Origin of the sequence: Bradyrhizobium sp. 155 (assembly GCF_023101105.1) — a bacterium.
In the GTDB taxonomy this organism is placed as follows: domain Bacteria; phylum Pseudomonadota; class Alphaproteobacteria; order Rhizobiales; family Xanthobacteraceae; genus Bradyrhizobium; species Bradyrhizobium canariense_D.
Genome location: NZ_CP064704.1, coordinates 4,655,071 through 4,681,732, shown reverse-complemented (window position 1 = coordinate 4,681,732; position 26,662 = coordinate 4,655,071). Strand labels below are relative to the sequence as shown.

Below are 26,662 nucleotides of genomic sequence, written 5' to 3'. Positions count from 1 at the left end.
TCGGCCCAAACGAAAAAACCCGGAGCTTTCGCTCCGGGTTCTTTTTTGCAGGCGGGCCGGGCGCTATTGCTTCGGCTGGCCGAAGTCGAGCGGCGGCAGATCGATCTGGGGAATATCGATCTTGATGCTGTTGGGATCGACGGTGGACTGCACGCCCTTGTAGTGCATCACCATCGACGGGAACATGATCACGAGCAGCACCATGATCATCTGGATGACGACGAACGGCACCGCACCCCAATAGATCTGTCCCGTCGTGACCGGCTCCATGCGTTTGCCGGTGACGCGATCGGTATAACGTTCCTTCGGCGCGACCGAGCGCAAATAGAACAGCGCAAATCCGAACGGCGGATGCATGAACGACGTCTGCATGTTGACGCCCAGGATGACGCCGAACCAGATCAGGTCGATGCCGAGATGCTCGGCAGCCGGCCCGAGCAGCGGGATCACGATGAAGGCGAGTTCGAAGAAGTCGAGGAAGAACGCCAGCACGAAGACGAAGGCGTTGACGAAGATCAGGAAGCCGATCTGGCCGCCGGGCAGGGAGGTCAGCAGGTGCTCGACCCAGACATGGCCGCTGACGCCGTAGAAGGTGAGCGAGAACACGCGCGCGCCGACCAGGATGAAGACGACGAAGGCGGACAGCTTCGCCGTCGATTCGGTGGCCTGACGAACGAGGTCCCAGGTCAGCCGCCGCTTCGCGGCTCCGAGAATGAGGGCCCCGGCTGCACCCATCGCACCGCCTTCGGTGGGCGTCGCGACACCGATGAAGATCGTGCCCAGCACCAGGAAGATCAGGAATAGCGGCGGCACCATTACGAAGGTGGTCTGTTGCGCCATCTTCGAGAGAAAGCGGTAGCCCGTCAGCTTGTCGAGGACCCAGTTCGCGATGGCGACGAAGAACGCGAAGAGGATGCCGAAGAACATGCTGAGCACGACGAAGTCGGCGCCGTGTGTCTCCGAATTCCGCATCATGAACCAGCCGAAGACGCAGCTCGCCAGGAACAGCACGCCGAGCGACTTGAGGCCGCGGTCGCCGCTCTCCTCGCGGAAGCCGATCGCCTCCTTGGGAAGACCGGGCGCCGCCTTCGGGAAAATCATGGTCACGAGGAACGCGTAACCCGCATAGAGGCCGGCGAGCACCAGGCCCGGAATGAACGCGCCCTCGTACATGTCGCCGACCGACTTGCCGAGCTGGTCGGCCATCACGATCAGGACGAGCGACGGCGGAATGATCTGCGCCAGCGTGCCGGAGGCCGCGATGATGCCGGTCGCCACGCGGCGGTCGTAGCCGTAGCGCAGCATGATCGGCAGCGAGATCAGGCCCATCGAGATCACCGAGGCCGCCACGACGCCGGTGGTCGCCGCAAGCAGCGCGCCGACGAACACCACCGCGTAGGCGAGGCCGCCGCGGATGGTGCCGAACAACTGGCCGATGGTGTCGAGCAGATCCTCCGCCATGCCGGAGCGCTCGAGCACCAATCCCATGAAGGTGAAGAAGGGAATGGCGAGCAGCGTGTCGTTGTTCATGACGCCGTAGACGCGCTCCGGCAGGGCCTGGAGAAAGTCCGGGTGGAATTGGCCGAGCTGAACGCCGATGATGGCGAAGAACAGGCCGACGGCGCCGAGCGAAAATGCTGCCGGGTAGCCGAGCAGCAGCACGATCACGAGCGTCGCGAACATGATGGGCGCCAGATTGGCGATAATAAACGCGGTCATGACTTCCCCCTAAACCGTCGCCAACGGCTACTTCTTTTCGATCGCTTCGACGAGGTGCTCGACCTCGGCCTCCAGTGCGGACACCTGCGACTCGTGTGGGTCCGGGATCATGCCGCGCATGATCGCGATTCGCTTGATCAGCTCGGATATGCCTTGAACGAGCAGGAGGGCGAAGCCGATCATGATCAGCGCTTTTGCCGGCCATTGTGGCAGGCCGCCCGCATTGCCGGATTGCTCGTTGATCTGGAGCGAGCGCAGGAAGAACGGTATTCCGGTCACGATCATGACAACGGTCAGCGGGATCAGGAAGAAGATGTGCCCGATGATGTCGATGATGTTGCGAGCCCGTTTCGGCATCATGCTATTGAAGATGTCGATCCGGATGTGCTCGTTGTCGAGCAGCGTCCAGGACGCGCACAGCAGGAACACGATGCTGAAAAGCACCCATTGCAGCTCGAGCCACGAGTTGGAGGACGTGTCCAATGTCTTTCGGATGATCGCATTCAGCGCCGAGATGACGACGGCGAGCAGGATCAGCCAAGCCAGACGTTTGCCCGTCCAACGTGTGAACGCGTCAATTCCATTGCTCAGCTTCAGGAGCGCTTGCAAGATTGGTCCTCCCCGATTTGCCCCGGCCGTCTTGACTGCGCCGAGTGGGCGCGTTGGCTTGTCTCGCCGCGCAGGCATGAGGCTGCCGCACCAAACCAGCGAGCGTGCCGCCAGTCAATCGGAAGTTTGTTGATAGTTAAGGGGAATAAGCCGCGGCCGGCCAGCCGATGTTAGCCGCCGGTGACGCTCATGTGCCTGGAGACGCTGGGGCGGTCGTGGCGGCGGTCGATAATGAAATCGTGGCCCTTGGGCTTCAGCCCAATGGCGCGGTCGATCGCATCCGCAAGCAGCGAATCGTCGTCCGATGCACGCAGAGGTTTGCGCAAATCGGAGGCATCCTCGTGGCCGAGGCAGGTGTGCAACGTTCCCGTGCAAGTGACGCGCACGCGATTGCAGGATTCGCAGAAATTATGGGTCATCGGGGTGATGAAGCCGAGCTTGCCGCCGGTCTCGGCGACGCTGACATAGCGCGCCGGCCCCCCGGTGCTCTCGGCCAGATCGGTCAGCGTGAACTGCTGGGCAAGGCGCGCGCGCACCAGCGACAGCGGCAGATATTGGTCGATTCGTCCCGATCCGATCTCGCCCATCGGCATGACCTCGATCAGCGTCAGCCCCATGCCCTTGCCGTGGGCCCAGCGCATCAGGTCGGGAAGTTCATCCTCGTTGAGGTTCTTCAGCGCCACGGCGTTGATCTTGACCGCGAGGCCCGCGGCGCGTGCCGCCTCGACGCCTTCCAGCACCTTGTCGATCTCGCCCCAGCGGGTGATCTCGCGAAACTTCTGCGGATCGAGCGTGTCGAGCGAAACGTTGATGCGGCGGACGCCGCAATCGGCGAGTTCGCTGGCATGTTTCGCAAGCTGGGTGCCGTTGGTGGTCAGCGTCAGCTCGCTCAGCGCGCCGCTCTTGAGGTGCCGCGACAGCGAGCGCACCAGCGTCATCACGTTACGGCGGACCAGCGGTTCGCCGCCGGTGAGCCGCAGCTTCTTCACACCCTTGGCAATGAAGGCCGAGCAGAGCCGATCGAGTTCCTCCAGCGTCAGCAGGTCCGCCTTGGGCAGGAACGTCATGTCTTCCGACATGCAGTAGAAGCAGCGCAGGTCGCAGCGGTCGGTGACGGAGACGCGCAAATACGAGATGGTCCGTCCGAACGGATCGGTCATCGTGCTCGACAGGGGGCTCGCGGAAAGTCCGTTCATACCAAATGCCTTGTCACTTGCGGCAACGCGAGCAGTTTTGCTTCAGCGGTGTCCTGGAAGCAATCTAAGCATCGAATGCGTCAGAGACAAATGGGGGATGACGGAGGTCAGCGCTTGCCCGCGTTAGGATCGGGGAAAGGCGAGCCCGCAGCCGGTGCGGCAGCAGCCGGGGCGACCGCGGCCGCCGCCGGTTTCGGTTTCTTCGGGCGGTGCGGCTTGCGGACCGGTCTTGGCGGAACGGCCGGCTGGAGCTCCGCGAAAACCGGGTTGGGGTCGGTGGTGATCGAGGCGGGGGTCGTGAAGTCACCGGGATTCCTGATGACGTTCACCGGCACGCTTACTGGCTGGTATTTCGGCAGCGCGAAAGCGACCGTGAAGGGGGCGTCGGGGGCGGGAACCGCGACGGAGCAGGGCGTCTTGCAGCCGGCACCTAGTGAGGTCGTGGCGTCAGCACCCGGGGGATTGGATTCGAGCCGGACCTGCACGGTCGGCGGGGCCGATTTGAACATGTCCCAGGACGTCGAAGACATCGAGGAGCAGCCGGCAAGGCTCGCTGCTCCCAAGAGACTGACCCCAGCTAGCGCAATCGCGATGACACGACGCATGACCATCCACTTATTGCGACGAACCGCCACATCCCCGGACAAACTTAGGAGTGTCGTTCCGACCGAGCAACCGGCCGGCCGCACATAGTTAGTAGATGGTTAACGCCGGATTCCGTGGAATAACTAGGCTATCTCAGCTACTTGAGAGCTGCCTGCGCGGTCATCAGGCTGCTGGCGGCGGCCGGCAGGTCGCGCATGTGATGGATCAGCCGGTCCGGCTTCAACTCGGCAATCGGGACGTCCGTATAGCCGAAGCTGACCCCGATCACGGGAACTCCGGCGCGCCGGGCCACGCCGACATCGGGTCCGGCGTCGCCGACCATGATGCTGGCTTTGACCTCGCCGCCGGCCCGCGCCACCGTTTCGCGGAAAATGGTCGGATCGGGCTTCTGCACGCCAAAAGTGTCGGCGCCGCAAATCGCAGCGAAGCGCCGGCTCAGGTCGAGCTGGTCCAGCAGGCGCTTCGACAGCCATTCCAGCTTGTTGGTGCAGACCGCGAGGCGATGGCCCTGGGCTGCAAAATGGTCGAGCGCGGCCTCCAGCCCCTCGAACGGCCGGGATTCGACGGCGATATTGTTGGCGTAATAGCCGATGAAATCGGCCGTCATCCGGTCCATGTCGGCCACCGTGACGCTGCGGCCCTCGGCCTCCAGCCCCCGCTCGATCAGCTTGCGGGCGCCGGCGCCGATCATGTTGCGGGCCGAGGCCATCGGCACGGGCGGCAGCCCTTCGCGGTCGAGCACGTAATTGAGCGCGGTGATCAGGTCGGGCGCGGTATCCACAAGCGTGCCGTCGAGATCGAAGACGATGGTGTGGGAGGGGGTCATGGTCCAGCGCTACCGGCCCGGCCCCGCCCGCGCAAGGGCCGAAGCCATAAGATCACCTTATAAGCTGGGCCGGAGGCCTGTTCCCCCAGACCCTGTTCTCCGAGGGAAAACGAGGCTACACAGGCCGCCGCAAGCCTAACACTCGTAATTCAGGGACGGCGCAAACGTGAACATGGACCAGTTGAAGCGGCAGGCTGCGGCGCGCGCCCTCGAGGACGTCCGTGACGGCATGCAACTCGGGCTCGGTACCGGCTCGACTGCAAAACATTTCGTCGAGCTGCTCGGCGAGCGGGTCCGCGCCGGACTGAAAGTGATCGGCGTGCCGACCTCCGAGGCGACGCGTCTCGATGCAATCCGCTGCGGCGTGCCGCTGACCACGCTGGATGAGATCGATCATCTCGACATCACCGTCGACGGCGCCGACGAGATCGATCCCGAACTCAATCTGATCAAGGGCGGCGGCGGTGCGCTGTTGCGCGAGAAGATCGTCGCGGCCGCCTCGGATCGCATGATCGTGATTGCCGACGACACCAAATGGGTCCCGACACTCGGCCGCTTTCCGCTGCCGGTCGAGGTCATCCCGTTCGGGCTCGGCGCAACGCGACGCGCGATCGAGAAGGCGTTTGCGGAATGCGGCGTTTCCGGGCAGATGGCGGTCCGCAACGGCAAGGACGGCCACGTTTTCGTCACCGATGGCGGCCACTGGATCCTCGATGCCCAGCTCGAAAAGATTGAGGATCCCGCCCGCCTCGCCACGGCGTTGAGCGCGATCCCCGGCGTCGTCGAGCATGGTTTGTTCATCGGCTTGGCCAGCTCGGCTGTCTTGGCGGGTGGCGAGGGAATTCGCGTGATTGAACGGCGAAAGCCGAAAGGAGACTAGGAATGAAGAGCGTTTTGAAATTGTTGCCGGTCGCGACCCTCGCTGTGGGACTGGCCCTCTCGGTCGCCCCGGCCGGGGCCCAGCAGGCGGCTCCGCCGAAATCGTCGCCGACGGCCATCGCGGCCGCCAAGGAGATCCTCGCGATCAAGAACGCCAGTGCGATGTATGCCAACGCCGTGCCCGGCCTGGTCGATAAGACCAGGATCGCGCTGATCCAGCAGAACCTCAACTATCAGAAGGATCTCACCGAGGTCGCCGGGGTCGTCAACCAGCAGCTGGCAGGCCGCGAAAAGGAGATCGGAGAAGGCATGGCGCAGGTCTATGCCAGCGAGTTCACCGAGCAGGAGCTGAAGGATCTCGTCACCTTCTACAAGTCGCCGCTGGGCAAGAAGCTGATCGAAGCCGAGCCGCGCGCGATCGGGCTGAGCATGGCCTTCATGAACTCCTGGGCTCAGAACTTCTCCGAGACCGTGATGGGTGCCTTCCGCGCCGAGATGCGCAAGCGTGGCAAGGAGATCTGACAGTCCCTATCTGATCGGAATCCGGATCATGTTCTGAAAGAGGTCGGAGTGGACAATGGCTGAATTCGACGTCGACCTCTTTGTCATCGGTGGCGGTTCGGGCGGCGTGCGCGCCGCCCGCATCGCGGCCGGCTACGGCGCCCGCGTCATGATCGCGGAAGAGTACCGCATGGGCGGGACCTGCGTGATCCGCGGCTGTGTGCCGAAGAAGCTGTACGTCATCGGCTCGCATTTCCGCCACGAGATCGAGGACGCCGCCGGCTTTGGCTGGACCGTTCCGTCTGCGACCTTCGACTGGCCGACGCTGATCGCCAACAAGGACAAGGAGATCGCGCGTCTGGAGGCGGCTTACACCGCCAATGTCGAGAAGTCGGGCGCGCAAATCGTCAAGAGCCGCGCGGTGATCGAGGACAAGCACACCGTCCGCCTGCTCGAGAACGACCGGAAGATCACTGCAAAATACATTTTGATCGCCACCGGCGGCGCGCCCAATCACGGCGCTCCGATTCCCGGCATCGAGCACGTGATCTCCTCCAACGAGGCGTTTCACCTGGCCAAGCTGCCGAAGCGGATCGTGATCCAGGGCGGCGGCTATATCGCGCTGGAGTTCGCCGGCATCTTCGCCGGCTTCGGCTCCGACGTCACAGTCATCTATCGCGGCGACAACATTCTTCGCGGCTTCGACGAGGATGTTCGCGCCCATGTCCGCGCCGAGATGGAGAAGCAGGGCATCACCATCCTGACCGGCTGCACGGTGACGAAGGTCGATCGGCACGGCGAGGAATTCACCACGCATCTGTCGAACGGATCGAGCCTTGCCTCCGACCAGGTGATGTTCGCGATCGGCCGCCATCCCGCGGTCGCCAATCTCGGCCTGGAGAAGGCCGGCGTCGCCATCAACCCGCGGAACGGCGGCATCGCGGTCGACCATTTCTCCAAGAGCTCGGTCGACAGCATCTACGCGATCGGCGACGTCACCCATCGCTTCAACCTGACGCCGGTCGCGATCCGCGAGGGCCATGCGTTCGCCGACAGCGTGTTCGGCAAGCGCGAGGTGCAGGTCGATCACGCCAACATCCCGACCGCCGTGTTCTCGCAGCCGGAGGTCGGCACCGTCGGCGTGACCGAGACGGAAGCCCGCGCGCAATTCAGCCATATCGACATTTACAAGACCACGTTCCGGCCCATCAAGGCGACGATGTCGGGCCGCGATACCCGCGTGCTGATGAAGCTCGTCGTCGATGGTTCAACCGACCGTGTGCTCGGCTGTCACATCGTCGGCGATGCCGCAGCCGAGATCACGCAGGCAGTCGCGATTGCGGTGAAGATGAAGGCGACCAAGGCCGATTTCGACGCGACGATCGCGCTGCATCCGACCGCGTCCGAAGAGCTCGTCACCATGCGCACCCCGACCGCCCGCCACGTCCGCCAAGCGGCGGAGTAACTCCGCTCAGCCGTACAGGTATCCGACCGGCTTGCCCTCGGTGCGCAGCGGACGGATGTCCTTCTGCGTGATGATCTGACCGGCGAGGCCGTCGATCTCGTCGCGTTGCGTCGGCGTCCAGCTGCGGAGGTCGTTCATGCCCTTGAGAAGGCCGAGCCGAAGGACCTGCGTGTTCTCACCAACACCGACGAGGCTTGTGGCGTTCTTGCCCGCCGTCACCACATCGCCGGCCGCGAGCTCAAAGGTCTCGCCAGTCTTGTTCCTGAATTCGGCCGTGCCGCGGATCACGCGGTAGATCACGACCTCGCCCTTGGCGAAACATGTGGTGTCCGCCGCTGACGACGTGCTCTTGGACAAGAGCGATTGGCCGCGCGGATCGGTTGCGATGATGTGGCCGGCGACGAGGTGACCGCTCGGAGCCTCGATCCCGATATCGCGCACGTAAACCGGCATGGCCGATTTGATCGGGCTGTCGGTGAGCGGCTTGAACAGCGCATCCAGCGCCAAGGGGTCCTGGAGCCAGAAGCCTGCATCGACCGGGCGATCATGCAGAGAGTGGCTCCATGCCACCCGCGGCGTCTCGGCTTCGTTGATCTGGTCCGGACCGACGATGGTCGGGTTTGGAAACGTCGTCGGGTCAGTGATGAAGGCTTCGAGGAATTTGCCCGAATAGCCCATCGAGATTGGATCCGGCACCACCGTCTGCGGCGTCTTCAGATTCTCTTCGGTCGACAGTCCCGACCAGGTGTAGAACAGCTGTCGGTGCACGATCGCGCTTTGCAGCATCACCGCGCCGGGGCCGACATTATAGAAGCGCCCGTCATAGTCGAACGTGAACGCGCCCGACGTGACCAGCACGAGCTGAAAGCCGCCCGGCGGCAGATGAAGATGGAAGTCGGTAGGGCCGGTGTCGGGCAGATAGATCGGCAGATTGGTCGCGACCTCGTGCAGCAGGAAGGTTTCGTTGTTGGCGTGGAAACCCTCGTTGGCGCGATTGTAGAGGGCCTGCGGCCGGTACGTTGCCTCGAACTTCGCATTCCGGTCGCGATCGATCGCCACGAACTCCTGATCGTTGAGGCGAAGGGGCGCGCCGTCCGGGCGGGTGAGGCCGGTGAATTTGAGATCGCCGGTGGCATGCACGTTCATGGCATTCTCCGATCTGGCCCGCTCACCCTGTCTCGGCGCACGCATCTTGCTGAGAGCAGGGGATCAGGCCTGATGCTGCCTTGCGAATTTTAGGCCAGTCGAGGCGGTGCGCGGCACGCAAGGCTTTGCGACTCGCCGCCACGCGATGAAAAATCGAGGTTGCACTTGAGGTTAGATGACACGCTTGACCAGCCTGCATGGCCATGTTCGCCCAGTCTGCAATCCTGGTGACGAGACGTGTCTTGTCTAATTTGGCGGCATTCTGGCGCGGATGCGCAGCTGCGCCGATCAGGAGAAGTCGGCGGCCGGGTGTCTGAAGCCGTTCATTCGAAAGCTCGACGGACGGTCCGCTCGGGCTTGCCGTACGGGCTGTCAGCCCACTTCGCCATGTCCACTGCACGCGCCTCGATGAGCTCGCACCAGAGGCAGCTGAGCTCCGCGCGCCCTTTGGCCGAGAGCATCGGAATGAGGCCATGGCCACAGCCAGCGCAACATTTGACGTGATTCATCGTTCTCTCCGCGACCTTACGCATTCAGGACCGACATTGTTGCTCGCGAAGCTTGCGCGGGCGCTATGAAGGCGCGGGAACGCCTGCGGCGGGGGTGCTCGTGCCCGAGATCGTCGCGTCTGCGATCCAGCGCGACACGGCGGCGATGTCTTCCGCATTGTCGCGGAAGGCGCGAAGCTGGAATTCGGCCGAGCTGCCGCGTTCGACGATGGTGCGACAGTGTTCGACCTCGGCCATGCAGTTCAGCGCGGCGGCGTCTTCGGCGATGTCCTCGATCACACGGGAGAGCAGCTCGGAGATCTCGACCGGCCCGTCCTTGGAGGCAAAGATGCAATCGGTGCCGTAGCGCTGGGCGCGCCATTTGTTTTCCACCGCAATTGCGCGTTCGACCGCGGTGACCTCTTTCGAGAGATGAGGTCGCAGGTAGAGATAGCGGGTCAGGCAGCGATAGAGCGAGGCAATGGCAACGGCGTCGTCGACGAAGGTGCAGGTATCGGGCGCACGCAGCTCGAGGGTCGGGTGCTTCATCGAGGGGCGCATGGCCCACCAGATGTGACTTTCATCGGGGATCACGCCCGAGCGCTGCAACGCGCCGACATATTCGTCGTAATCCTGCCGGCTCTCGAATAATTCGGGCAGGCCAGTGCGCGGCAGCTCGGAATAGGCGGCGAGCCGATAGCCCTTCAGTCCGGTCTTGTGTGAATTCCAGAACGGGGAGGAGGCCGACAGGGCGATGAACAAGGGCAGATGCGGCAGCATCGCTCGCATCACCGCCATGCGCTTTTCGGGATCGGGCAACTGGACGTGCACGTGCATGCCGCACATCAGGTTGCGGTGGCCGATGCTGCGCAGATCCTCAATCATCTCCTCGTAGCGTGGCTTCGGGCTCGGCTGCGACATGCGCCAGACCGCGGTCGGGTGCGTGCCGCAGGCCATGATCACGAAGCCGTATTGTGCCGCGACGTTTGCGACTTCGCGACGCAGGAAGCGAAGCTCTTCGCGCGCGTCGGCGACGTCGACATGCACGTTGGTGGCGACCTCGAGCTGCGACTGTAACATCTCCCGCATCGCCTGGCCGCCTGTCGACCAATTCGCAGATTCGAATAGCTCATTGGGGGTCTGGATCGCGACCTCCAGGCTGCGGCGATCGGCGAGGAAGTATTCCTCCTCGATACCGAACGAATATTCCGCAGCCTTGCCGCGTCCGCCGGCCGAGCGAATGACGAGGTGCTGCCTGTCCTCGGAGGAATCAAGCCGCAGCAGTTTCAAGACGTCTGACGCCAATGTCATCGTGCCACCCGGCCAAGGTATTTACCCGCGGGCGATAATCCTTCTGGCAGGAGCGGGTTCCGCGTCGACCTCACTGGAAATTGCAAGATCGAACGGAACAATTTTCGCGCTCTCGGACGCACGTGCGACCAGCGCGTGATTCGCGGGCACTTCCGTCCAGTCTGTTTCCTTATCGAACGGCTCGGAGACGACGATGACTTGGCCGCCAGCCTCGCGGAAATAGAGCGTGTTGGCGGCATCGTTGACCGCAACCCGGAAGGCATAGAGATCCCGGCCGTTGGCGATGGCGCTGGTGAAGCGTAGCCGCTCACGAAGCTCGCCTTCGTTGACGAGGCCGACGAGGGCTCGCAGCACGCGATGCGTTGCGCCGAGCGGATCGGCGTCGAGACCCGCGCCCATCATGGCGAGAAACACGGCTTCCGAATCGGTCGTGCCTGTCCGCGAGGGGTAGTAGGCATCGGGGATCAGCGCCTCGACCTTGCGCCGTAGGCGATTCCAGCTGCCGACGAAACCATTGTGCATGAACATCCACTGGCCGCAGGCAAAGGGATGGCAGTTCTGCCGCGTCACTGCCGTGCCGGTGGCGGCGCGCACATGGGCGAAGAACAGATGCGAGCGCAAATGGCGGCAGAGGTAGCGGAGATTTTCGTCCGACCAAGCGGGGCGTGTTTCACGATAAAGACCAGGCTCCGGATGCTCACCGTACCAGCCGAGACCAAAGCCGTCGCCATTCGAGCCCGCCGTCGACTGGAGCGAGCGGATGCTTTGCGCGATGAGCGAATGCTCGGGCTCGGTGACATAGGGCTCGAAGGACGTGGTCTCGCCCCGGTATGCGATCCAGCGGCACATAGGAATTCCGTCAGGAGATGCTTGCTGAAATGTATCAACGAACCTGACAGGACGATGGTTCCCGACAGCGAGTGTCGGGAACCAAGTGGCTACTAAACCGGAACCGGAATCAATGGCGCAACCTCGCGATCACCAGCGTTCTCGCTCGCTGCGAGACCTTGCGCGACGCCGACACGGTCAGCCTCGGGACGGTTCTGGCTCATCTTGCGCTTGCCTTCGAACCGCACGACGGGAATCCGCACGCCGACGATTCCGCGCAGCTGAGTTGCGATGAAATCTTCGGGGGCATCGGTAACGGCCCACGGCTTTGCACGCGATCCTTCATGCCTATTCGTGAGCCGCGTCACGGCGTCGAGCAGGCGCTCGGGCTCCTGGAAGAATTCGACCGGGCCGTAGGCATGCACCGCGACGTAGTTCCAGGTCGGCACGACCTTTTCGGTTTCCTGCTTGGTCGCGTACCAGGACGGCGTCACATAGGCGTCGGGACCGCTGAAGATCGCCAGCGCATCTCCGATCGGCGGCAGTTTCCATTGCGGGTTGGCTTTCGCCACATGTCCGTACCGCACGCCATGTTCGCCTTCGCTCTCGTCGAGAAGCAGCGGCAGCGGCGTGGCGACGGGGCCTTCGCTGGTGGCCGTGACCAGGCTGGCGAGGCGGGCGCCGCGAATGGTCGCTCGGATGCTCTCGATGTCGTCCTTGAAGGCGGGAGGGATGTACATGTCTATCTCCGGTGTTGCTCTGGAGATAGCCGGAATCTGGCCTGTAAGAAACTGCCAGTTATCGTCTATTTGATCAGTCCAGTTTGGCGACGGCTTGTGCGAGAAGCCTGCAGCCGCGCTCGATCTGTGCCACCTCCAATGCCGAATAGCCCATGACGAGGCCGACCGTCTTCCGCGGTCGGCGAGGTCCGACGAACAGCGCAGAGACGGAATAGATGCCGACGCCCTTTGCATGGGCCGCCTTGATCAACGCGTCCTCTCGCTTCTGCGGCAGGTCGTCGAACCACGCCACGATGTGCAGGCCGGCGGCCGTGCCCTCGATCCGGACGCGGTCCCCGAACCTGCGGCGAAGCGCGTCGAGCAGCGCCCGCTGGCGTTCGGCGTTGCGCCGGCGCACGCGCCTGATGTGGCCGTCATAGGCGCCGCTTTCCAGCATCGACGCGAGAGCGTCCTGTTCGATCAGCGGCGTGTGCCGGTCCATGATCTGCTTGGCGGCGGCGATCAGGGATCGCAGGGCGGAGGGCACCACCAGAAAGCCGATCCGCAAGGTCGGCGAGAGCGTCTTGGAGACGGTGCCGAGATAGATCACATTGCCGCCGCCTTCCAGCGCGTGCAGCGGCGGGATCGGCTTGGTATCGTAGCGATACTCGCTGTCGTAATCGTCCTCGATCACGTAGGCGTCGTTTGCCCTGGCCCAGGCGAGCAATTGGTGCCGGCGGCCGATCGGCATGACGCCGCCGAGCGGATATTGGTGCGACGGCGTGACATAGGCGAGGCGGGCTTCGACGCCATCGAGCCGCGCTGTCTCCAGTCCGTCCACGTCGACGGGAATCGGGATCGCCTCGGCGCCCGTTGCTGCGAAAGTATGCCGCGCCATCTGGTAGCCGGGATCCTCCATCACGAAGCGGTCGCCGGCATCGAGCAGCAGGCGCGCGCAGATGTCGAGGCCCTGCTGCGAGCCGTTCACGACCACGATCTGATCGACCTCGCAGCGGACGCTACGCGACCGCCACAGATAGCCTTGAAGCGCGGTCCGCAGCCGCAGCGCTCCGCAGGGATCGTCATAGGCCAGCCGTTCGGGCTTGCGCGCCATCGCAGCGGTCACGGCCTTTTTCCATGCCCAGTACCGGGAAATCCGACGGCGCGAGCTCGCCATAGCGGAAGTTCGCGACGAGCCCGCGCGGCGGCTCAGACCAGCGCGGCGGGTCTTGAAGCAACCGGCTCCCGAAGGCCGACAGCCGCACCTTCCGCGCCGACGGCCGCGACACTACGCGCGTGCGTCCTCGCTCGACGACGGCGCGAGCCACACGCGGTCGCGCGCCATGGCGTGTCTCGATGAAGCCTTCGGCGGCGAGCTGTTCGTAGGCGATCGTGACGGTCGAGCGCGCCACGCCCATCTCACCGGCCAGCGCGCGGGAGGACGGCAGCACCCCGTCGATCCCATACACCCTCGCCAGGATCTGATCTCTCAAAGCCTCGTAGATCTGGCGCGCGCCCATGCGGTCGGGATTGGTCTTCATCTGGATCATCCACATTCCGAACCGGCATTCGCCCGGGCGGACGATGTCGGAATGTGGTTCTAATCCCGTTCGCCGAGAGTTTCGACGTAAGCCTTGCCGTAGGGATGAAAATGCTCCCTGCGGCCCTGGTCCCACAGTGCCCTGAGGCCGGGCGCCGCGATGTCCCAATCCGGCCGGCACTTCATGCCGACTGCCCTGAGGTCCTGGCGGAGCTCTTCGACGGTTGGACGGCCGAAGAACCAGTAGCCGTTGTAGATCTTGTGAATGACGAGGCCGGGCTCGAGCACGATCACGTGCGGACTCATCGGATTATGGACGGGGTCGGTGTATTCGGCGATGTCGAGATCCTTCTGAACGAGGCGCCGCGAATCCGAGAGAAAGGGCCAGTGCGCTCCGACGCCGCTGCGATATTCGCTGGTCTGGGTGATGTTGTCGGTCGTGATCGTGACCATCCGGCAATAGCCCACCTCCATCTCGCGATGGAGTTGCAGCAAGCCTTCGGCCTGGCGACGATCCTTGGGACAAAATCCGCCGCGGCCGAGCACGAGCACCATTGGATCGCCCGCCTGCAGTTCGGAGAGCTTCCGGTGCTTGCCGGTGTGGTCGCTGAGTTCGTAATCCGGGAAGGTTACTCCCGGCATCATGTCAGGTCGCATTGCGCTCTCCCACTTTTACAGATCAACCACGACGTCGTTTCGGGGTCGTGAGCAGCAGATCAGGACATTGCCGTCCGCGGGCGGATCGAGCGGATCCGGCGCATAGTCAACCGTCCCCGCGATCAACCCGCTCTCGCAATTGTGGCAGACGCCGGTCCGGCACGACCAGCGCACGGGGACGTCGCACGCCTCGGCCAATTCCAGCAGGCTGGCATAGGATGGTCCCCAGCGGACATTGAGGCCACTCCGGGCGAACGAAACCATCGGGCCGGGGCCGGGGGCACCGATCGGCGGGTGCGCCCGCTTCTGCGGGGAGGACGCTATGCCGGGCGTCAAGGACGGTCCGGCGCCGAACAATTCGGTGTGGATGCGATCCGGTGCGACGCCCAACGTGGTGAGGCCAGCTTTCAGATCGTTCATGAAACCTGCCGGTCCGCACAGATAGAAATCGCCGTCACGCGGCACGCTCAGGGTCTGGAGCAGGCGTGCGTCGAGATGTCCGGCTGTGTCGAACGCCACATTGAGACGATCGTCCGGGTCAGGCGCGCTGTAGCAGACGTGGCTATGGTGACGAGAGAGCCCACCTAGCAATTCGCGCGCCTCGGCGGCGAACGCATGTTCGCGGCCATTGCGAGCGCCGTGCAGCCACCACACGTCCCGCGTCGTCGCTTCGGCGGCGAGCGCGTGAAGCATTGCGAGCAAAGGGGTGACGCCGATGCCGGCGCTCAACAGGATGACGGGGCGTGCATCTTGCCGGAGCGTGAAACTGCCGCGTGGCGCACCTAGTTGCACGGCAGCGCCGGCCAGCAGCTCGTCGGCAATGTAACGGCTGGCGGCGCCGTGAACTTCGCGCTTGATGCTGACGCGATAGGACGCGGCATCGGCGCCGCCCGACAGCGAATAGCTGCGTGTCATCGCCTGCGCACCGGAGGGCTCGAGCTTGATGACGACGAATTGACCGGGCAGGGCGGCCGCCACGGGATGTCCGTCGGCGGGTTCGAGGATCAGCGACGTCACGTTGCCGCTTTCGGCGATCTTTCGCGCCACGCGAAAGGAGCGGAATCCGCGCCAGGCCGGAGTTGGGCTCGCCGCCGGCCCAAGCCCGGCGTTTCCCGCGGTCTTGTTGTCCTTCTGCTGCTCGAGCAGCGCCTCGAAAGAACGGCGCCAGCCGCGGCTCAGCGCGGGAATCCGCAGCGCGCGCTCCAGGCGTTCGCGCGGATGAGGCGGCAGGTAAAGCAGCGCATTGATCTCGAACACGCTCATGCGCTCGGGTCCCACAGCGATCTGTGTGATCTCGTCACCGGCTTCGACGTCGCCTTCCTCGATCACACGGAAATAAAATCCGGGCCGCCCGTGCCTGACGAGCAGCGCGGCCATGTCCGGCTCGTCCATGCGAATGCCGAGACGGTAGCAGGTGACGCGCGGCTGCGTCACTTCGAACACCGCGGAGCCGATCCTGTAGCGGTCTCCGATGCACACGTTGGTGTCGGCGAGGCCCTCGACCGTAAAGTTCTCGCCGAACTGGCCATGAACGAGGTTGGATCGACCCGGATGCTCCTGCCAGTACCGATAGGATTCATCCTGATAGACGAATACGGCACGATGTTCGCCGCCATGACCGGCCGTATCGCCCTGGCCGTCGCCATCGATGTTGAGCCGGCGCACCCTGCGCGGGCCTGTGACCTGTGCCTTCCAGATGCCGGTGTGGACGGTCCGACCCTGCCAAGCGACGTCGCGCGGCAGGCCGACATTGACCGAAAGCAGACGTGCCATTCCGTGTTCCCGATCTGGCTGCGTGGTTCTGCCGTCATCCTTGCATCCGGATGGGGTTTTTGGCTCGTTAGTCGTTGTTAGACGTTGCGAGCAAGCCTTGCCACCGGCGGCCCTGAGGCCAATTTGAAATGCGTAACGTAAACGCAGTCGGTACAACGGGAGATCACGATGGATGATCAGGGCAAGCTGGCCGCGCTCCAGCGCCATTGGGATGCTTCGGATGCGAACGATTTCGAGGCCGAGCACGACATCTATCGCGAGGACGCGGTGCTCGACTATCCGCAGTCCGGCGAGCGCATTCGCGGTCGCAGGAAGATTCAAGAGAGCCGGTTCGTGCAGCCGAACAAGAAGCGCTTCACGGTTCGGCGGATCGTCGGCAGTAACGATCTCTGGGTGAGCGAATTCGTGCTGACCTATGACGGGGTGCCGTCTTACGTAGTGAGCATCATGGAATTCCGCGACGGCCTCGTGGCGCACGAGACTCAATATTTCGGCGACAGGTTCGAGCCGTCGCCCTCGCGGGCGCATCTTGTCGAGCGGGTGGGGTAGGCTGAGTGCTCCGCACTCCGCTGTCATTCCCCGCGCAGGCGGGGAATCCAGTACGCTGCGGCTTCTCGACAAACTACGGGCGTCTCGGAGTACTGGATCGCCCGCCTGCGCGGGCGATGACTGTAAAAGACATGATCGCAGGTGCGGAGCGCGCAGAACTGCTTAGCCAATGTGGCAACACGGAACCCGATGCGGCGGCTGGTCGCAGTCGCGTCGTCTTGATTCCGACAGCCCCATCTTTATGTGTGAAACGAACAAGAATCCGGGCCCCTCTGGCGAGGAAGTCGACGCTGTCGGCAAAACCTCGTGATGTCGGATGACCTGTCCCGCGCGAATGCGATGGATCGGCCGATCGTCGGGCCTTCTTGAGAGTCTCTCCGACCGAATCGTCCCCATCGCAGCTCCGTGCGGTCTTTCGCAAGATAAGGGAGCAACGATGTCCGACGCCAAGCATTCAAATCCGATCGAAATCGAGATCACCGAGCCATCCAGCCTGAACGAGCAGGCTGCGGTGGCACTGGTGATCGTCGGCGCGCTGGTTGCCGTCGCCGACCGGCAAGTTTCGCCGGTCGAACGCGACGAGGTCGTCCGGTTCATCCGGGATCGCAAGCTGGCGCCGCATATCTCGGACGACCGGCTCTACGCGATGTTCGACGAGCTTGCTGAACGACTCGAGGAGCCGGATTTCGCCAATGTGGTGATCAAGAATTTGCGTCCGGTTTCAGACCTGCCGCTGTCGGCTCATTTGATGGAACTGTCGGAGCGCGTCGCGGCCGCGGACGAGGACGTGCATCCCCACGAAGTGCAGGCGATCAAGCTGTTGCGCCTGCTGACGCTGGTGCTGCCGCGCGCAAAGCAGGTGACGCCGGGTGCAGTGCGCGCCGAACACCGCATCGCCGCCGAGGAGTAAGCATGAGCGTAGTTTCGGACGAGGATAAGACAGGGACTGCGGGCGCTAGCGGCCAGATGGCTGGCGGCGACCCGCGCCTCGACAAGCTTGTCCGTCGCCTGCCGCCGCGCATGGGCGACACCGTCACCTATCTGCTCAAGCCATCCAGCCGCTGGGTGAGAATCCCTTCGGGTGCGCTGCTGATTGTCGGCGGCGTGCTCTCCTTCCTGCCGGTGCTCGGCGTCTGGATGCTACCGCTCGGCCTCGCTTTGCTCGCGGAAGACGTGCCCGCGCTGCGCTCCGGGCGCGCCAAGGTTCTGGATTGGGTCGAGCGGAAGAAGCCGCACTGGCTCGATCCGTCCGCACCGAAAAATGACCAATCATGACTGAATTCATCACCACCGAAGCGCTGACCGCGCTGCTTCAGGTCGTCCTGATCGACCTCGTGCTCGCCGGCGACAACGCCGTCGTCATCGGCCTTGCCGCAGCCGGCCTCCCGGCCGATCAGCGCCGGCGCGCCATCGTCGTCGGCATCATCGCCGCCACCGCCCTGCGCATCGTCTTTGCCGGCGTCGCGACCCAGCTTCTGCAAGTGATCGGGCTATTGCTCGCCGGCGGCGTGCTGCTGCTCTGGGTGTGCTGGAAGATGTGGCGGGAGCTGCGCGAGCAGTCCGCGCATGCGAACGAACTCGCGTTCAGCCATGGCGGCAGCAGCGCTGCGCCTGCGTCCCGAAAGACCTTCAGGCAGGCGGCGGTGCAGATCGTCGCCGCCGACGTCTCGATGTCGCTCGACAACGTGCTCGCGGTCGCGGGCGCTGCGCGCGAGCATCCCTACATCCTCGCTTTCGGCCTGCTATTGTCGGTCGCGTTGATGGGCGTCGCCGCCGATTTGCTCGGCCGCGTGCTCCAGAAGCAGCGCTGGATCGGCTATGTCGGCCTCGCCATCATCGTTTACGTCGCCTTCGAGATGATCTATCGCGGATCGCTCGAGCTCGCGCCTGTGATCGCGAGTCTCTGAGGCAACGCGCCTGTCCATCATCCGGAGTGATCAATGACGTCCGAACCCAAAGCACCTTCGGCGGATTCCGTGCCGGCGCCGCAAATCGGCCCGTTTGCCCAACTCATCTTTGGCTCGCGCTGGCTGCAGGTCCCGCTTTATGTCGGCCTCATCGTCGCGCAGGCCGTCTATGTGCTGCTGTTCCTGAAGGAGCTCTGGCACCTGGTCGTGCACTCGTTCGACGCCAGCGAGCAGCAGATCATGCTGGTCGTGCTCGGGCTGATCGACGTCGTGATGATCTCGAACCTGCTGGTGATGGTGATCGTCGGCGGTTACGAGACCTTCGTCTCGCGCCTGAACCTCAGCGGTCATCCGGACGAGCCGGAATGGCTCAGCCACGTCAATGCCAGCGTGCTCAAGATCAAGCTTGCGATGGCGATCATCGGCATCTCCTCGATCTCGCTGCTCAGGACCTTCATCGAGGCGGGCAATCTCGGCACGACGCGGAGCAATTTCACCGAGAGCGGCGTGATGTGGCAGGTGCTGATCCACCTGACCTTCATCATCTCCGCGATCGGCATCGCCTGGGTCGACCGCCTCGGCGATAGCGGCCAGCGCAAGGGGGCTGGCCACGGCTGAACGTCAGACCGTCGGCGTTTGATCAGGCGATCTGCGGATGCGCCGCGTTTTCCCGCCGCTCGCGCTCGCCCAGTTCGCGCACCAGCTCCTGGAGGAAGGATTCCGTGTAAGCGGGGAGGGTGCGCTCGGCGCGAACGTAGATGCCGAGATCTGACCACACCGGGCTGCCGGCATTGTCGAGCGGCAGGAAGACGAGCCGGCTGTCGCGCGACAGCCTGCTGATGCCGAGCTGGGTCTGGAAGCGACGCCGCGCGCCGCGAGCTCGCGCATCAGGTCGATCGAGTTGGCCTGGATGGCCGGCTCCGGGGTCTCGGAGAGCTGCGCGATCAGCGGCTGGAGCAGATGATAGATCGACAGCTCCGGCAGCGCGTGGATGACGGGAAAGGCGAGACATTGGGGCAGCGTGACCGTCTTGCCGCGCGCCAGTGGATGCTCGCGCGCGACGACCGCGCCCAGGCGAAACCGTTTCAAGGCGACCTGGCGCAGGTCCGGCGGATGCCGCAGCGCCATGGCGATGCCGATGTCGGCCTCGCCGCGGCTCAGGGCCTCCAGCACGTCCGACGATCCCTTCACTTCGGTGGTGAAGCTGACGCGCCGGGCGCGGCCGCGATGGGAGGCTATCAGGTCGGGCAGCACCGACTCCGTGAGCGACTCGATGCAGGCAATGCTGACGGTGCCGTGCCAAGTCCCCGCCAGGGATGCGACGTCCGAGCGGAAGCGGTCGAGGTCCTGGAGCACGTTCATGACGTGCCGGGCCAACATCTCGCCGACCGTCGTCAGCGTCAGGCCGCGCGCATTGCGCTCGAACAAGGGTGACCCAACCTCCTGTTCAAGCTTGAGAATCTGGCGGCTTACGGCCGACGAGGCAACGTTCAGCATGCGCGCAGCGGCCCGGATCGAGCCGGTGCGGCGGACGGCGTGGAAGTACTGGATGGCCGGTGAGTGAAATCGCATGGGACCCCCGGCCGGACTATAGCCGTTGCCGAAACGGCATCAACGTGTACGAAATTCTGTGCTTTTCGAGTGCGCTCCTCCCACCTAGGTTCGCCGCCGGCTTGGCCGGTCCTGTCGGGCCGTCATGCCATGCGCAACGAGGCGCCAGGGGATCCCGGGTGGACGAGAACATTGTTTGCGAGGTCGCGCCGGACACGCGTCTGGTCGATCGCCGTCGCGCGGCGGCCTATGTCGGCGTGACCGCCGGACGCTTCGAGCAGCTGGTGCGCGACAGCGTCGTGCCACCGCCGGTCATGGTGGACAACAAGCGGCGCTGGCCGCTCGCGTTGCTCGACGTTGCGAAGGACGCGGTTGTCGCCAGCAGCATGCCGTGCCTGCCGCAGGTGATGGTCGAGATTGCGCAGGACGCGCGTCCCTGCGAACGGGCCCCCGCACCAGCCTCGCACGAACTGCCGGATAAAAACTGGTTCGAGCAGCGCGCGCGGTTCGTTCAGCGCGTGCGCCGGTCGCTGCTGTCGGGCAACGAGATACGGCTCTTGCGCGAGTTCAAGCTGCTCAGGCAGAACCAGATCAGCATGTTCGGCTATTACGGCAGTTTCGAAGCCCTGATGGTGCGCGGCTACATCGTCGAGCTCGCGCGAAAGCCGCCGTCGAGCCGTCCGCTGGTGACGTACCGGCTGACCGCGCAGGGCGAGCGGGTCACGTCGGCGCTCAAGGGCGAGCCGGCGATCTGACCGGCGCGGACAAGGCGATGGCATCCTCCGGCATCATCGCACGGCGTGCATCTCCAGAAATGCCTTCACGCCGGTGACGGTGCCCGTATCCGACGGCACATAACCGGGCAGGGTGGCGATGGCTGCGCGAAAATCGGCGCTGCGGATGATCTCCAGGATGCGCTGCATCGGCCCGGTGTCCAGGAACGCGCGCTTGCAGACGAAGAAATAATCCTCGGTCAGGAGCCGCATGAAATCGAGGCCGAAATGCCGGGCGGCGGCTTCGACGCCGAAGCTCGCATCAGCCATGCCGCTCGCGACATAGGCTGCGACCGCGGCGTGGGTGAATTCGATCTGCTGCGCGCCGTTGATCCTGCTCTCGTCGATGCCGTTTGCCGCAAGCAGTTGGTCGAACAGAAGCCGCGTGCCGGAATCGTGGTCGCGGTTGACGAAGCGGACTTTGGGTCCGGTGAGATCACCAAGCGAAGCAATGCGCAGCGGATTGCCGCGCGCGACCATCAATCCCATTTCGCGTGTGACGAAGCTGATGATGCGATCCTCGCGCGGATCGAGCCATTCGCGCGCAGCCTTGATGCCCTGGGCGCGCAGCGCGCCGTGCGGCAGATGCAGGCCGGAGAGATCGCAGGCGCCCTGCGCCAGCGAGACCAGCGAATGCTGGTTGCTGACATAGCGCAGATCGACGCCGATGCCGGGCTCGCGGTCGAGGAATTCGCGCAGTTTTGCGACCGCAAAACCGTGGCTGGCATGCACGCGGATCACCGACGGGCGCTGCTCGAGGAACGGCTTGATCTCGCTCGCCAGCTCCTGTGCCAGATTCTCAAGCTGAGGTCCGAGCCGGGCCTGCATGCGCTCGCCCGCCCACACCAGCCGCTCGCCGAACGGCGTGAGTTTCGAGCCCTTGCCGCGCTGGGTTTCCACCAGCGGCGTGCCGAAGAACTCCGACCATTGCTCGATCAGATTCCAGACATGGCGATAGGAGAGGTGCGCATCCTTGGCCGCGCTGGTGATCTTCCCGGTTCTCCTGATCTCGTTGAGGACGCCAAGCATGATGACGGCGGTGCGCGGATTGCCCTCCCGGCGAAACCGCCAGACGGCCTCGATCTCGATCTGAAGCATTGGTCCTCCCTATGAACTACATTTCATATGACCGCGGTCCATTTGCAATCCATATCATATTTACTCCCGTCCACAGGCGCCTAGTCTGGTATACCAGAACTGGAGGAATATGATGTCTGTTGCATATGACTTTGCACACTCGCCGGCCACCGAGTTCATGTCCCGGCCACAGCATCTGCTGATCGACGGTCGCCGCGTCCCGGCGAACTCCGGTCGCACATTCAAGTCGCTCAATCCGGCCACCGGGCAGGTCATCGCCATCGTCGCCGAAGGCAACGAGGCCGATGTCGATCATGCAGTAGCGGCCGCGCGCCGGACCTTCGAAGGCCCCTGGCGCACGATGCGGGCGTCCGAGCGCGGCCAGATCCTGCTACGCTGGGCAGACCTGCTCAAGGCTCACGCCGAGGAGATCATCGAACTCGAGTCGATCGATGCGGGCAAGCCGATCGCCGCGACATCGCGGCAGGATTTTCCGGCCGCCGTCGACACGCTGATCTACTACGCCGGTTGGGCCGACAAGATCAGCGGCGACGTCGTACCCGTGCGCGATGATGCCCTGACCTACACCGTGCGAGAGCCGGTCGGCGTGGTCGCGGCGATCGTGCCCTGGAATTTCCCGCTGATGATCGGGATGTGGAAGCTCGCGCCGGCGCTGGCCTGCGGCTGCACCATCGTGATGAAGCCGGCCGAGCTGACCTCGTTGTCGGCGCTACGCATCGCCGAGCTCGCGCTTGAAGCCGGCCTGCCGGCGGGCGTCTTCAACGTCGTCACTGGCCCCGGCCGCGTCGTCGGCGACGCGCTGGTCAATCATCCCGACGTCGACAAGGTCACCTTCACCGGCTCTCCCGGTGTCGGGCGGGGAATCATGAAGGGCGCCGCTAGCAACTTCAAGCGCGTCTCGCTCGAGCTCGGCGGCAAGTCGGCCAACGTCATTTTCGACGATGCCGATCTCGAAGCCGCATCGAAAGCTGCGGCTTCCGGCATCTTCTTCAATGCCGGCCAAGTCTGCTCGGCCGGCTCTCGCGTGCTGGTGCAGGAAAAAGCCTATGGCGAGGTCGTCGAGCGGCTGGCGGCACGCGCAAAGTCGCTCAGGATCGGCGACCCGCTCGACCGCAAGACGACGCTCGGCCCCGTCATATCCGAGAAGCAGATGAAGTCGGTCCTCGATTATGTCGAGATCGGCCGGAAGGAGGGCGCGACCCTCGTCACCGGTGGCGAGAAGGTCGGCGATCGCGGCTACTTCATCAGCCCCGCGGTGTTCGCGAATGTCGCGCACGAGATGCGGATCTCGCAGGAGGAGATCTTTGGCCCCGTCGTCAGCGTCATCAAGTTCAAGGATGAAGCCGACGCTTTGCGGATTGCCAACGGCACGGCTTACAGCCTCGCCGCCGGCGTCTGGAGCCGCGACATCGGCAAGCTGCAGCGCTTTGCCAAGCGGGCGCGCGCGGGCACGGTCTGGATGAACACCTATGGCTATACCGACGTGCGGCTGCCCTGGGGCGGCGAGCGCGACTCCGGCCTCGGCCGCGAGCACGGCACCGCCGCGCTCGACAATTTCACGGAGCCCAAGGCTGTCTGGATGAATCTGGCCGTTTGATACCTCCCGAGCGGCCAACCCTGGAGCCCGCCTGACCACCCGTGCAGGCGGGCTCTTTTTTCGGGATCGATAAGATTGTCTGCTTTCTGCTCAGCGGCGGCAAACCCTGCGGACAAGAACCATGCGGCCTTAAACCCCGGCTTTGGAACCGGCGTGCATCCTGCCTGCAACAGGGTGGGGCATCAGCATGTCAGTTCTCAGGGAGGTCGTCGTCGCAATCGCGGGAGTCTACGCACTTCTGTTCGCGTGCGACGCAATGTTCGGGGTCGGCGAGGCGCGCTTCGACGACGCCTATTACAGCGCCAGTTTTTACGCGCCGCGGCCTAAGGAGTTTCGTTTTGCGGGCGATACGCCGCCGGCCGTCCGCGTCAGCCAGGCCTTTGCGCAGTTCGCGCCGGGCGAAGCCAAGCCGAACAAGCGCTACTCGTCGCTGACGACGATCCTCCGGTAAGCGCCGTCTACTCTCCCTGGATCCATTCCGCGACGCCACGCCACAACGTGTCGCGGTGGTCGGGGCGGAAGAAGCCGAAATGGCCGATCGCCTTGGCGCCGACGTCGGACGGCTTCACGTTGAGCACCTCAGGCTTGATCGCGGTGAATCCGCTCGCAAGCAGCTCGACCGCGGGCCGCGTCGCCCAGGGATCGTCGGAGAAGCAGAGGGTGCGCAGCTCGCCCTTGAACTTGGCGAAATTCTCCAGCGCCGGCAGCTTTGAATCGAAGAGATAGCGGGGGCTCGAGACCCACTCGGCCCATTGCAGGAAGACGCCCTTGGGCAAATCCTCGCCGATGCCGGCCCAGCCCGGCGCGTAACCGAGCGCGTGCACGAGCGGCACGCCGACAAAATTCATGAAGGCGAAGACGCGGTATTTTTCCGGCGACGTCATCAGCCGCCAGGTCGCCGCCTGCGAGGCCACCAACGCGGCGCGCGAAATGTCCGTGTTGTTCGCGAGCAGCCCGAGCGCCTGGCCGCCGAAGGAATGCCCGACATAGGTCAAGGGCAGGGTATTGTAGCGCTCGCGCATCCAGTGCACTGCGGCGGTGACGTCGAGCGCGGCCCAGTCCGACATCGAGGCCTTGAAGCCGACCAGCGATTTCGGCCGGTTGTAGCCGACCATCGCCGGCAGCCGGGAGTCGCCGATGCCGCGATAGTCGTAGGTCAGGACCGCGCAGCCGCGATGGGCGAGATAGGAGGCAAAGCCACGATAGATTTTTCGCGGGACGGCGGTGGCGGAGTTGATCAAGACGGCATGGCGCTTGGTCCCGCGCGGCAGGAATAGGGTGCCGGTCAGCGCATATCCGTCAGTCGCCGGGAAGCTGATCTCGTCGATGAAACGTCGTCTAGTGCCACGTCCATGGGCCGAAGGTATCTTGCCAGTTTCCAAGCAGTTCCCAGCAAGTGCGAATTTGGCTTTCCCCGCAAGGCTTTGCAGTGCCAGACGGATTTACAACTGGCGGCCGGTGGCCACCCTGTGTATAAGGCGACCCTCGCAACCCACAGATCAGGTTGTGCTTTTTGCTTCACGGAGAGATTGCGATGTCCGAGCGGTGGACGCCCGAGTCCTGGCGCAGCAAGCCGGTGCTACAGGTGCCCGATTATCCCGACGCCAAGGCCCTGGCCGACGTCGAGGCGCAGCTTGCGACCTTTCCGCCGCTGGTGTTCGCGGGCGAGGCGCGCAATCTGAAGAAGGCGCTGGCGCGGGTCGCAGCCGGTGAGGCCTTCCTGCTGCAGGGCGGCGACTGCGCCGAGAGTTTTGCCGAGCACGGCGCCAACAACATCCGCGACTTCTTTCGCGTGCTGCTCCAGATGGCGGTGGTGCTGACTTATGCCGGCGCCGTCCCGGTGGTGAAGGTCGGGCGCGTTGCCGGCCAGTTCGCAAAACCCCGGTCCTCGTCGACCGAGAAGATCGACGGTGTCGAGCTGCCGAGCTATCGCGGCGACATCGTCAACGACATCGCCTTCACCAAGCAAGCGCGCATCCCCGATCCGCAGCGCCAGCTGATGGCCTATCGCCAGTCGGCCGCGACGCTGAACCTGCTGCGTGCATTCGCGACCGGCGGCTACGCCAATCTCGGCAGCGTGCATCAGTGGATGCTCGGCTTCCTCAAGGATAGTCCGCAGTCCCGTCGCTACAAGGAATTGGCCGACCGCATCTCCGATGCGCTCAATTTCATGCGCGCCTGCGGCCTCGATCTCGAGGCCCATCCCGAGCTGCGCGCCACTGATTTCTACACCAGCCACGAGGCCCTGCTGCTCGGCTACGAGCAGGCCATGACCCGGGTCGATTCCACCACCGGCGACTGGTACGCGACCTCGGGCCACATGATCTGGATCGGCGACCGCACCCGCCAGCTCGACCACGGCCATATCGAATATTTCCGCGGCATCAAGAATCCGATCGGGCTCAAATGCGGCCCGTCGCTCAAGCCCGACGAACTGCTGAAGCTGATCGACGTGCTCAATCCCGACAACGAACCGGGCCGGCTGACGCTGATCGGCCGCTTCGGTTCCGACAAGATCGGCGAGCATCTGCCGAACATGATCCGCGCCGTAAAGCGCGAGGGCAAAGTGGTGGTCTGGTCGTGCGATCCCATGCACGGCAACACCATCACCTCGACGTCGGGTTACAAGACGCGCCCCTTCGACCGCATCCTGTCCGAGGTGAAGTCGTTCTTCGCGATCCACGCCGCGGAAGGCACCCATGCCGGCGGCGTGCATCTGGAGATGACCGGCCAGGACGTCACCGAGTGCCTCGGCGGCGCCCGCGCGATCACTGACGAGGATCTCAACGACCGCTATCACACGGTCTGTGATCCCCGGCTCAATGCCGAGCAATCCATCGATATGGCTTTCCTGGTCGCAGAACTGCTCAAGCAGGAACGCGCCGGCAAGGTCAGGCCGATGCCGGTCGCAGCGGGGCTCTGAG

The 26,662-nt window shown here is 64.2% G+C and carries 25 protein-coding genes and 2 pseudogenes; 12 read left to right on the top strand and 15 right to left on the bottom strand.

Annotated features, from left to right (window positions below; all coding sequences use genetic code 11):
• Positions 1 to 63: 63 nt before the first annotated feature.
• The 5 genes from IVA93_RS22950 to IVA93_RS22930 form a co-directional block, all read right to left on the bottom strand.
• Positions 64 to 1,719: a TRAP transporter large permease gene (locus IVA93_RS22950; protein ID WP_247369141.1), complete on the bottom strand. Its 1,656-nt coding sequence runs from the start codon at positions 1,717 to 1,719 to the stop codon at positions 64 to 66.
• Between the two features lie 27 nt (positions 1,720 to 1,746).
• Positions 1,747 to 2,328 (bottom strand): TRAP transporter small permease subunit, encoded by a 582-nt coding sequence (locus IVA93_RS22945; protein WP_018459380.1) that lies wholly within the window; start codon positions 2,326 to 2,328, stop codon positions 1,747 to 1,749.
• 170 nt (positions 2,329 to 2,498) lie between these two features.
• Positions 2,499 to 3,524 carry a GTP 3',8-cyclase MoaA gene (gene moaA / locus IVA93_RS22940; protein WP_085352728.1) on the bottom strand — a complete coding sequence of 342 codons (1,026 nt, stop codon included), beginning with the start codon at positions 3,522 to 3,524 and terminating at the stop codon, positions 2,499 to 2,501.
• Positions 3,525 to 3,631: 107 nt separating this feature from the next.
• Positions 3,632 to 4,129: a hypothetical protein gene (locus tag IVA93_RS22935; protein WP_247369144.1), complete on the bottom strand. Its 498-nt coding sequence runs from the start codon at positions 4,127 to 4,129 to the stop codon at positions 3,632 to 3,634.
• Between the two features lie 137 nt (positions 4,130 to 4,266).
• A complete protein-coding gene (locus tag IVA93_RS22930; RefSeq protein ID WP_247369147.1) occupies positions 4,267 to 4,956 on the bottom strand; it encodes an HAD-IA family hydrolase in 690 nt (229 codons plus the stop codon).
• Positions 4,957 to 5,122: 166 nt separating this feature from the next.
• On the opposite strand from IVA93_RS22930, the gene rpiA reads away from it, so the two are divergent.
• The 3 genes from rpiA to gor are packed head-to-tail and all read left to right on the top strand — an operon-like array spanning position 5,123 to position 7,801.
• A complete protein-coding gene (gene rpiA / locus IVA93_RS22925; RefSeq protein WP_247369150.1) occupies positions 5,123 to 5,836 on the top strand; it encodes a ribose-5-phosphate isomerase RpiA in 714 nt (237 codons plus the stop codon).
• Between the two features lie 2 nt (positions 5,837 to 5,838).
• Positions 5,839 to 6,357, top strand: coding sequence for a DUF2059 domain-containing protein (locus IVA93_RS22920; RefSeq protein WP_085352730.1), 519 nt, complete (start codon positions 5,839 to 5,841; stop codon positions 6,355 to 6,357).
• Positions 6,358 to 6,412: 55 nt separating this feature from the next.
• Complete coding sequence (gor, locus tag IVA93_RS22915) at positions 6,413 to 7,801, top strand: glutathione-disulfide reductase (RefSeq protein ID WP_247369153.1); 1,389 nt, start codon at positions 6,413 to 6,415, stop codon at positions 7,799 to 7,801.
• A gap of 6 nt (positions 7,802 to 7,807) precedes the next feature.
• Here the strand turns inward: gor and IVA93_RS22910 are convergent, their stop codons facing one another.
• From IVA93_RS22910 to IVA93_RS22880, 7 genes and pseudogenes are all read right to left on the bottom strand, one after another.
• Positions 7,808 to 8,947 (bottom strand): hypothetical protein, encoded by a 1,140-nt coding sequence (locus IVA93_RS22910; RefSeq protein WP_018459373.1) that lies wholly within the window; start codon positions 8,945 to 8,947, stop codon positions 7,808 to 7,810.
• A gap of 572 nt (positions 8,948 to 9,519) precedes the next feature.
• Complete coding sequence (locus IVA93_RS22905) at positions 9,520 to 10,746, bottom strand: carboxylate-amine ligase (protein ID WP_026233789.1); 1,227 nt, start codon at positions 10,744 to 10,746, stop codon at positions 9,520 to 9,522.
• Between the two features lie 21 nt (positions 10,747 to 10,767).
• Positions 10,768 to 11,595 carry a class II glutamine amidotransferase gene (locus tag IVA93_RS22900; RefSeq protein WP_018459370.1) on the bottom strand — a complete coding sequence of 276 codons (828 nt, stop codon included), beginning with the start codon at positions 11,593 to 11,595 and terminating at the stop codon, positions 10,768 to 10,770.
• Positions 11,596 to 11,687: 92 nt separating this feature from the next.
• Positions 11,688 to 12,314, bottom strand: coding sequence for an FMN-binding negative transcriptional regulator (locus IVA93_RS22895; RefSeq protein ID WP_247540426.1), 627 nt, complete (start codon positions 12,312 to 12,314; stop codon positions 11,688 to 11,690).
• A 73-nt stretch (positions 12,315 to 12,387) separates the two neighbouring features.
• Positions 12,388 to 13,843 (bottom strand): annotated as a pseudogene (gene pdxR / locus IVA93_RS22890) (MocR-like pyridoxine biosynthesis transcription factor PdxR).
• Between the two features lie 50 nt (positions 13,844 to 13,893).
• On the bottom strand, positions 13,894 to 14,490 hold the full coding sequence (locus IVA93_RS22885) for a redoxin domain-containing protein (protein WP_247540428.1): 597 nt from the start codon (positions 14,488 to 14,490) through the stop codon (positions 13,894 to 13,896).
• A gap of 15 nt (positions 14,491 to 14,505) precedes the next feature.
• Entirely contained in the window at positions 14,506 to 16,263 is a 1,758-nt protein-coding gene (locus tag IVA93_RS22880; RefSeq protein ID WP_018459366.1) for an MOSC and FAD-binding oxidoreductase domain-containing protein, read from the bottom strand.
• Between the two features lie 168 nt (positions 16,264 to 16,431).
• Here IVA93_RS22880 and IVA93_RS22875 point away from each other — a divergent pair, with 168 nt between their 5' ends.
• The 5 genes from IVA93_RS22875 to IVA93_RS22855 all read left to right on the top strand — a co-directional run bounded on the left by IVA93_RS22875 (position 16,432) and on the right by IVA93_RS22855 (position 19,337).
• Positions 16,432 to 16,812, top strand: coding sequence for a nuclear transport factor 2 family protein (locus tag IVA93_RS22875; RefSeq protein WP_018459365.1), 381 nt, complete (start codon positions 16,432 to 16,434; stop codon positions 16,810 to 16,812).
• A 436-nt stretch (positions 16,813 to 17,248) separates the two neighbouring features.
• The gene (locus tag IVA93_RS22870; protein WP_018459364.1) at positions 17,249 to 17,722 is read left to right on the top strand and encodes a tellurite resistance TerB family protein; all 474 of its coding nucleotides are present in this window, start codon (positions 17,249 to 17,251) and stop codon (positions 17,720 to 17,722) included.
• Positions 17,723 to 17,724: 2 nt separating this feature from the next.
• The gene (locus IVA93_RS22865) at positions 17,725 to 18,087 is read left to right on the top strand and encodes a hypothetical protein (protein WP_026233786.1); all 363 of its coding nucleotides are present in this window, start codon (positions 17,725 to 17,727) and stop codon (positions 18,085 to 18,087) included.
• Positions 18,084 to 18,719, top strand: coding sequence for a TerC family protein (locus IVA93_RS22860; protein WP_018459362.1), 636 nt, complete (start codon positions 18,084 to 18,086; stop codon positions 18,717 to 18,719). The genes IVA93_RS22865 and IVA93_RS22860 overlap by 4 nt, the downstream gene beginning before the upstream one ends.
• A 33-nt stretch (positions 18,720 to 18,752) precedes the next feature.
• Positions 18,753 to 19,337, top strand: coding sequence for a TIGR00645 family protein (locus IVA93_RS22855; RefSeq protein WP_018459361.1), 585 nt, complete (start codon positions 18,753 to 18,755; stop codon positions 19,335 to 19,337).
• A gap of 3 nt (positions 19,338 to 19,340) precedes the next feature.
• Here IVA93_RS22855 and IVA93_RS22850 read toward each other — a convergent pair whose 3' ends face one another.
• On the bottom strand, positions 19,341 to 20,291 hold the full coding sequence (locus IVA93_RS22850; protein WP_245288533.1) for a LysR family transcriptional regulator: 951 nt from the start codon (positions 20,289 to 20,291) through the stop codon (positions 19,341 to 19,343).
• A gap of 158 nt (positions 20,292 to 20,449) precedes the next feature.
• Here IVA93_RS22850 and IVA93_RS22845 point away from each other — a divergent pair, with 158 nt between their 5' ends.
• Positions 20,450 to 21,025, top strand: coding sequence for a hypothetical protein (locus IVA93_RS22845; protein WP_018459360.1), 576 nt, complete (start codon positions 20,450 to 20,452; stop codon positions 21,023 to 21,025).
• Between the two features lie 33 nt (positions 21,026 to 21,058).
• On the opposite strand, the gene IVA93_RS22840 is transcribed toward IVA93_RS22845, so the two are convergent.
• Positions 21,059 to 22,141 carry a substrate-binding domain-containing protein gene (locus tag IVA93_RS22840; protein ID WP_247369157.1) on the bottom strand — a complete coding sequence of 361 codons (1,083 nt, stop codon included), beginning with the start codon at positions 22,139 to 22,141 and terminating at the stop codon, positions 21,059 to 21,061.
• Positions 22,142 to 22,253: 112 nt separating this feature from the next.
• Between IVA93_RS22840 and IVA93_RS22835 the strand changes: the two genes are divergently transcribed.
• Both IVA93_RS22835 and IVA93_RS22830 read left to right on the top strand, forming a co-directional pair.
• Positions 22,254 to 23,738 (top strand): aldehyde dehydrogenase family protein, encoded by a 1,485-nt coding sequence (locus tag IVA93_RS22835; protein ID WP_026233785.1) that lies wholly within the window; start codon positions 22,254 to 22,256, stop codon positions 23,736 to 23,738.
• A 187-nt stretch (positions 23,739 to 23,925) separates the two neighbouring features.
• A complete protein-coding gene (locus IVA93_RS22830) occupies positions 23,926 to 24,189 on the top strand; it encodes a hypothetical protein (RefSeq protein ID WP_018459357.1) in 264 nt (87 codons plus the stop codon).
• A gap of 7 nt (positions 24,190 to 24,196) precedes the next feature.
• Here IVA93_RS22830 and IVA93_RS22825 read toward each other — a convergent pair.
• A pseudogene (locus IVA93_RS22825) lies at positions 24,197 to 25,092 on the bottom strand (alpha/beta hydrolase family protein).
• Positions 25,093 to 25,272: 180 nt separating this feature from the next.
• Between IVA93_RS22825 and IVA93_RS22820 the strand changes: the two are divergent.
• Positions 25,273 to 26,661 carry a class II 3-deoxy-7-phosphoheptulonate synthase gene (locus IVA93_RS22820; protein WP_018459356.1) on the top strand — a complete coding sequence of 463 codons (1,389 nt, stop codon included), beginning with the start codon at positions 25,273 to 25,275 and terminating at the stop codon, positions 26,659 to 26,661.
• Position 26,662: the final 1 nt, after the last annotated feature.

Excerpts from the sequence above, each read along its gene's own strand:
- IVA93_RS22850 (WP_245288533.1), bottom strand. The coding sequence starts at position 20,291 with ATGCGATTTCACTCACCGGCCATCCAGTACTTCCACGCCGTCCGCCGC.
- IVA93_RS22865 (WP_026233786.1), top strand. The coding sequence starts at position 17,725 with ATGAGCGTAGTTTCGGACGAGGATAAGACAGGGACTGCGGGCGCTAGC.
- IVA93_RS22910 (WP_018459373.1), bottom strand. The coding sequence starts at position 8,947 with ATGAACGTGCATGCCACCGGCGATCTCAAATTCACCGGCCTCACCCGC.
- IVA93_RS22930 (WP_247369147.1), bottom strand. The coding sequence starts at position 4,956 with ATGACCCCCTCCCACACCATCGTCTTCGATCTCGACGGCACGCTTGTG.
- IVA93_RS22885 (WP_247540428.1), bottom strand. The coding sequence starts at position 14,490 with ATGCGACCTGACATGATGCCGGGAGTAACCTTCCCGGATTACGAACTC.
- IVA93_RS22855 (WP_018459361.1), top strand. The coding sequence starts at position 18,753 with ATGACGTCCGAACCCAAAGCACCTTCGGCGGATTCCGTGCCGGCGCCG.
- IVA93_RS22905 (WP_026233789.1), bottom strand. The coding sequence starts at position 10,746 with ATGACATTGGCGTCAGACGTCTTGAAACTGCTGCGGCTTGATTCCTCC.
- IVA93_RS22875 (WP_018459365.1), top strand. The coding sequence starts at position 16,432 with ATGGATGATCAGGGCAAGCTGGCCGCGCTCCAGCGCCATTGGGATGCT.
- IVA93_RS22820 (WP_018459356.1), top strand. The coding sequence starts at position 25,273 with ATGTCCGAGCGGTGGACGCCCGAGTCCTGGCGCAGCAAGCCGGTGCTA.
- IVA93_RS22920 (WP_085352730.1), top strand. The coding sequence starts at position 5,839 with ATGAAGAGCGTTTTGAAATTGTTGCCGGTCGCGACCCTCGCTGTGGGA.
- IVA93_RS22860 (WP_018459362.1), top strand. The coding sequence starts at position 18,084 with ATGACTGAATTCATCACCACCGAAGCGCTGACCGCGCTGCTTCAGGTC.
- IVA93_RS22880 (WP_018459366.1), bottom strand. The coding sequence starts at position 16,263 with ATGGCACGTCTGCTTTCGGTCAATGTCGGCCTGCCGCGCGACGTCGCT.
- moaA (WP_085352728.1), bottom strand. The coding sequence starts at position 3,524 with ATGAACGGACTTTCCGCGAGCCCCCTGTCGAGCACGATGACCGATCCG.
- gor (WP_247369153.1), top strand. The coding sequence starts at position 6,413 with ATGGCTGAATTCGACGTCGACCTCTTTGTCATCGGTGGCGGTTCGGGC.
- IVA93_RS22835 (WP_026233785.1), top strand. The coding sequence starts at position 22,254 with ATGTCTGTTGCATATGACTTTGCACACTCGCCGGCCACCGAGTTCATG.
- IVA93_RS22935 (WP_247369144.1), bottom strand. The coding sequence starts at position 4,129 with ATGCGTCGTGTCATCGCGATTGCGCTAGCTGGGGTCAGTCTCTTGGGA.
- IVA93_RS22840 (WP_247369157.1), bottom strand. The coding sequence starts at position 22,141 with ATGCTTCAGATCGAGATCGAGGCCGTCTGGCGGTTTCGCCGGGAGGGC.
- IVA93_RS22895 (WP_247540426.1), bottom strand. The coding sequence starts at position 12,314 with ATGTACATCCCTCCCGCCTTCAAGGACGACATCGAGAGCATCCGAGCG.
- IVA93_RS22870 (WP_018459364.1), top strand. The coding sequence starts at position 17,249 with ATGTCCGACGCCAAGCATTCAAATCCGATCGAAATCGAGATCACCGAG.
- IVA93_RS22900 (WP_018459370.1), bottom strand. The coding sequence starts at position 11,595 with ATGTGCCGCTGGATCGCATACCGGGGCGAGACCACGTCCTTCGAGCCC.
- IVA93_RS22950 (WP_247369141.1), bottom strand. The coding sequence starts at position 1,719 with ATGACCGCGTTTATTATCGCCAATCTGGCGCCCATCATGTTCGCGACG.
- IVA93_RS22830 (WP_018459357.1), top strand. The coding sequence starts at position 23,926 with ATGTCAGTTCTCAGGGAGGTCGTCGTCGCAATCGCGGGAGTCTACGCA.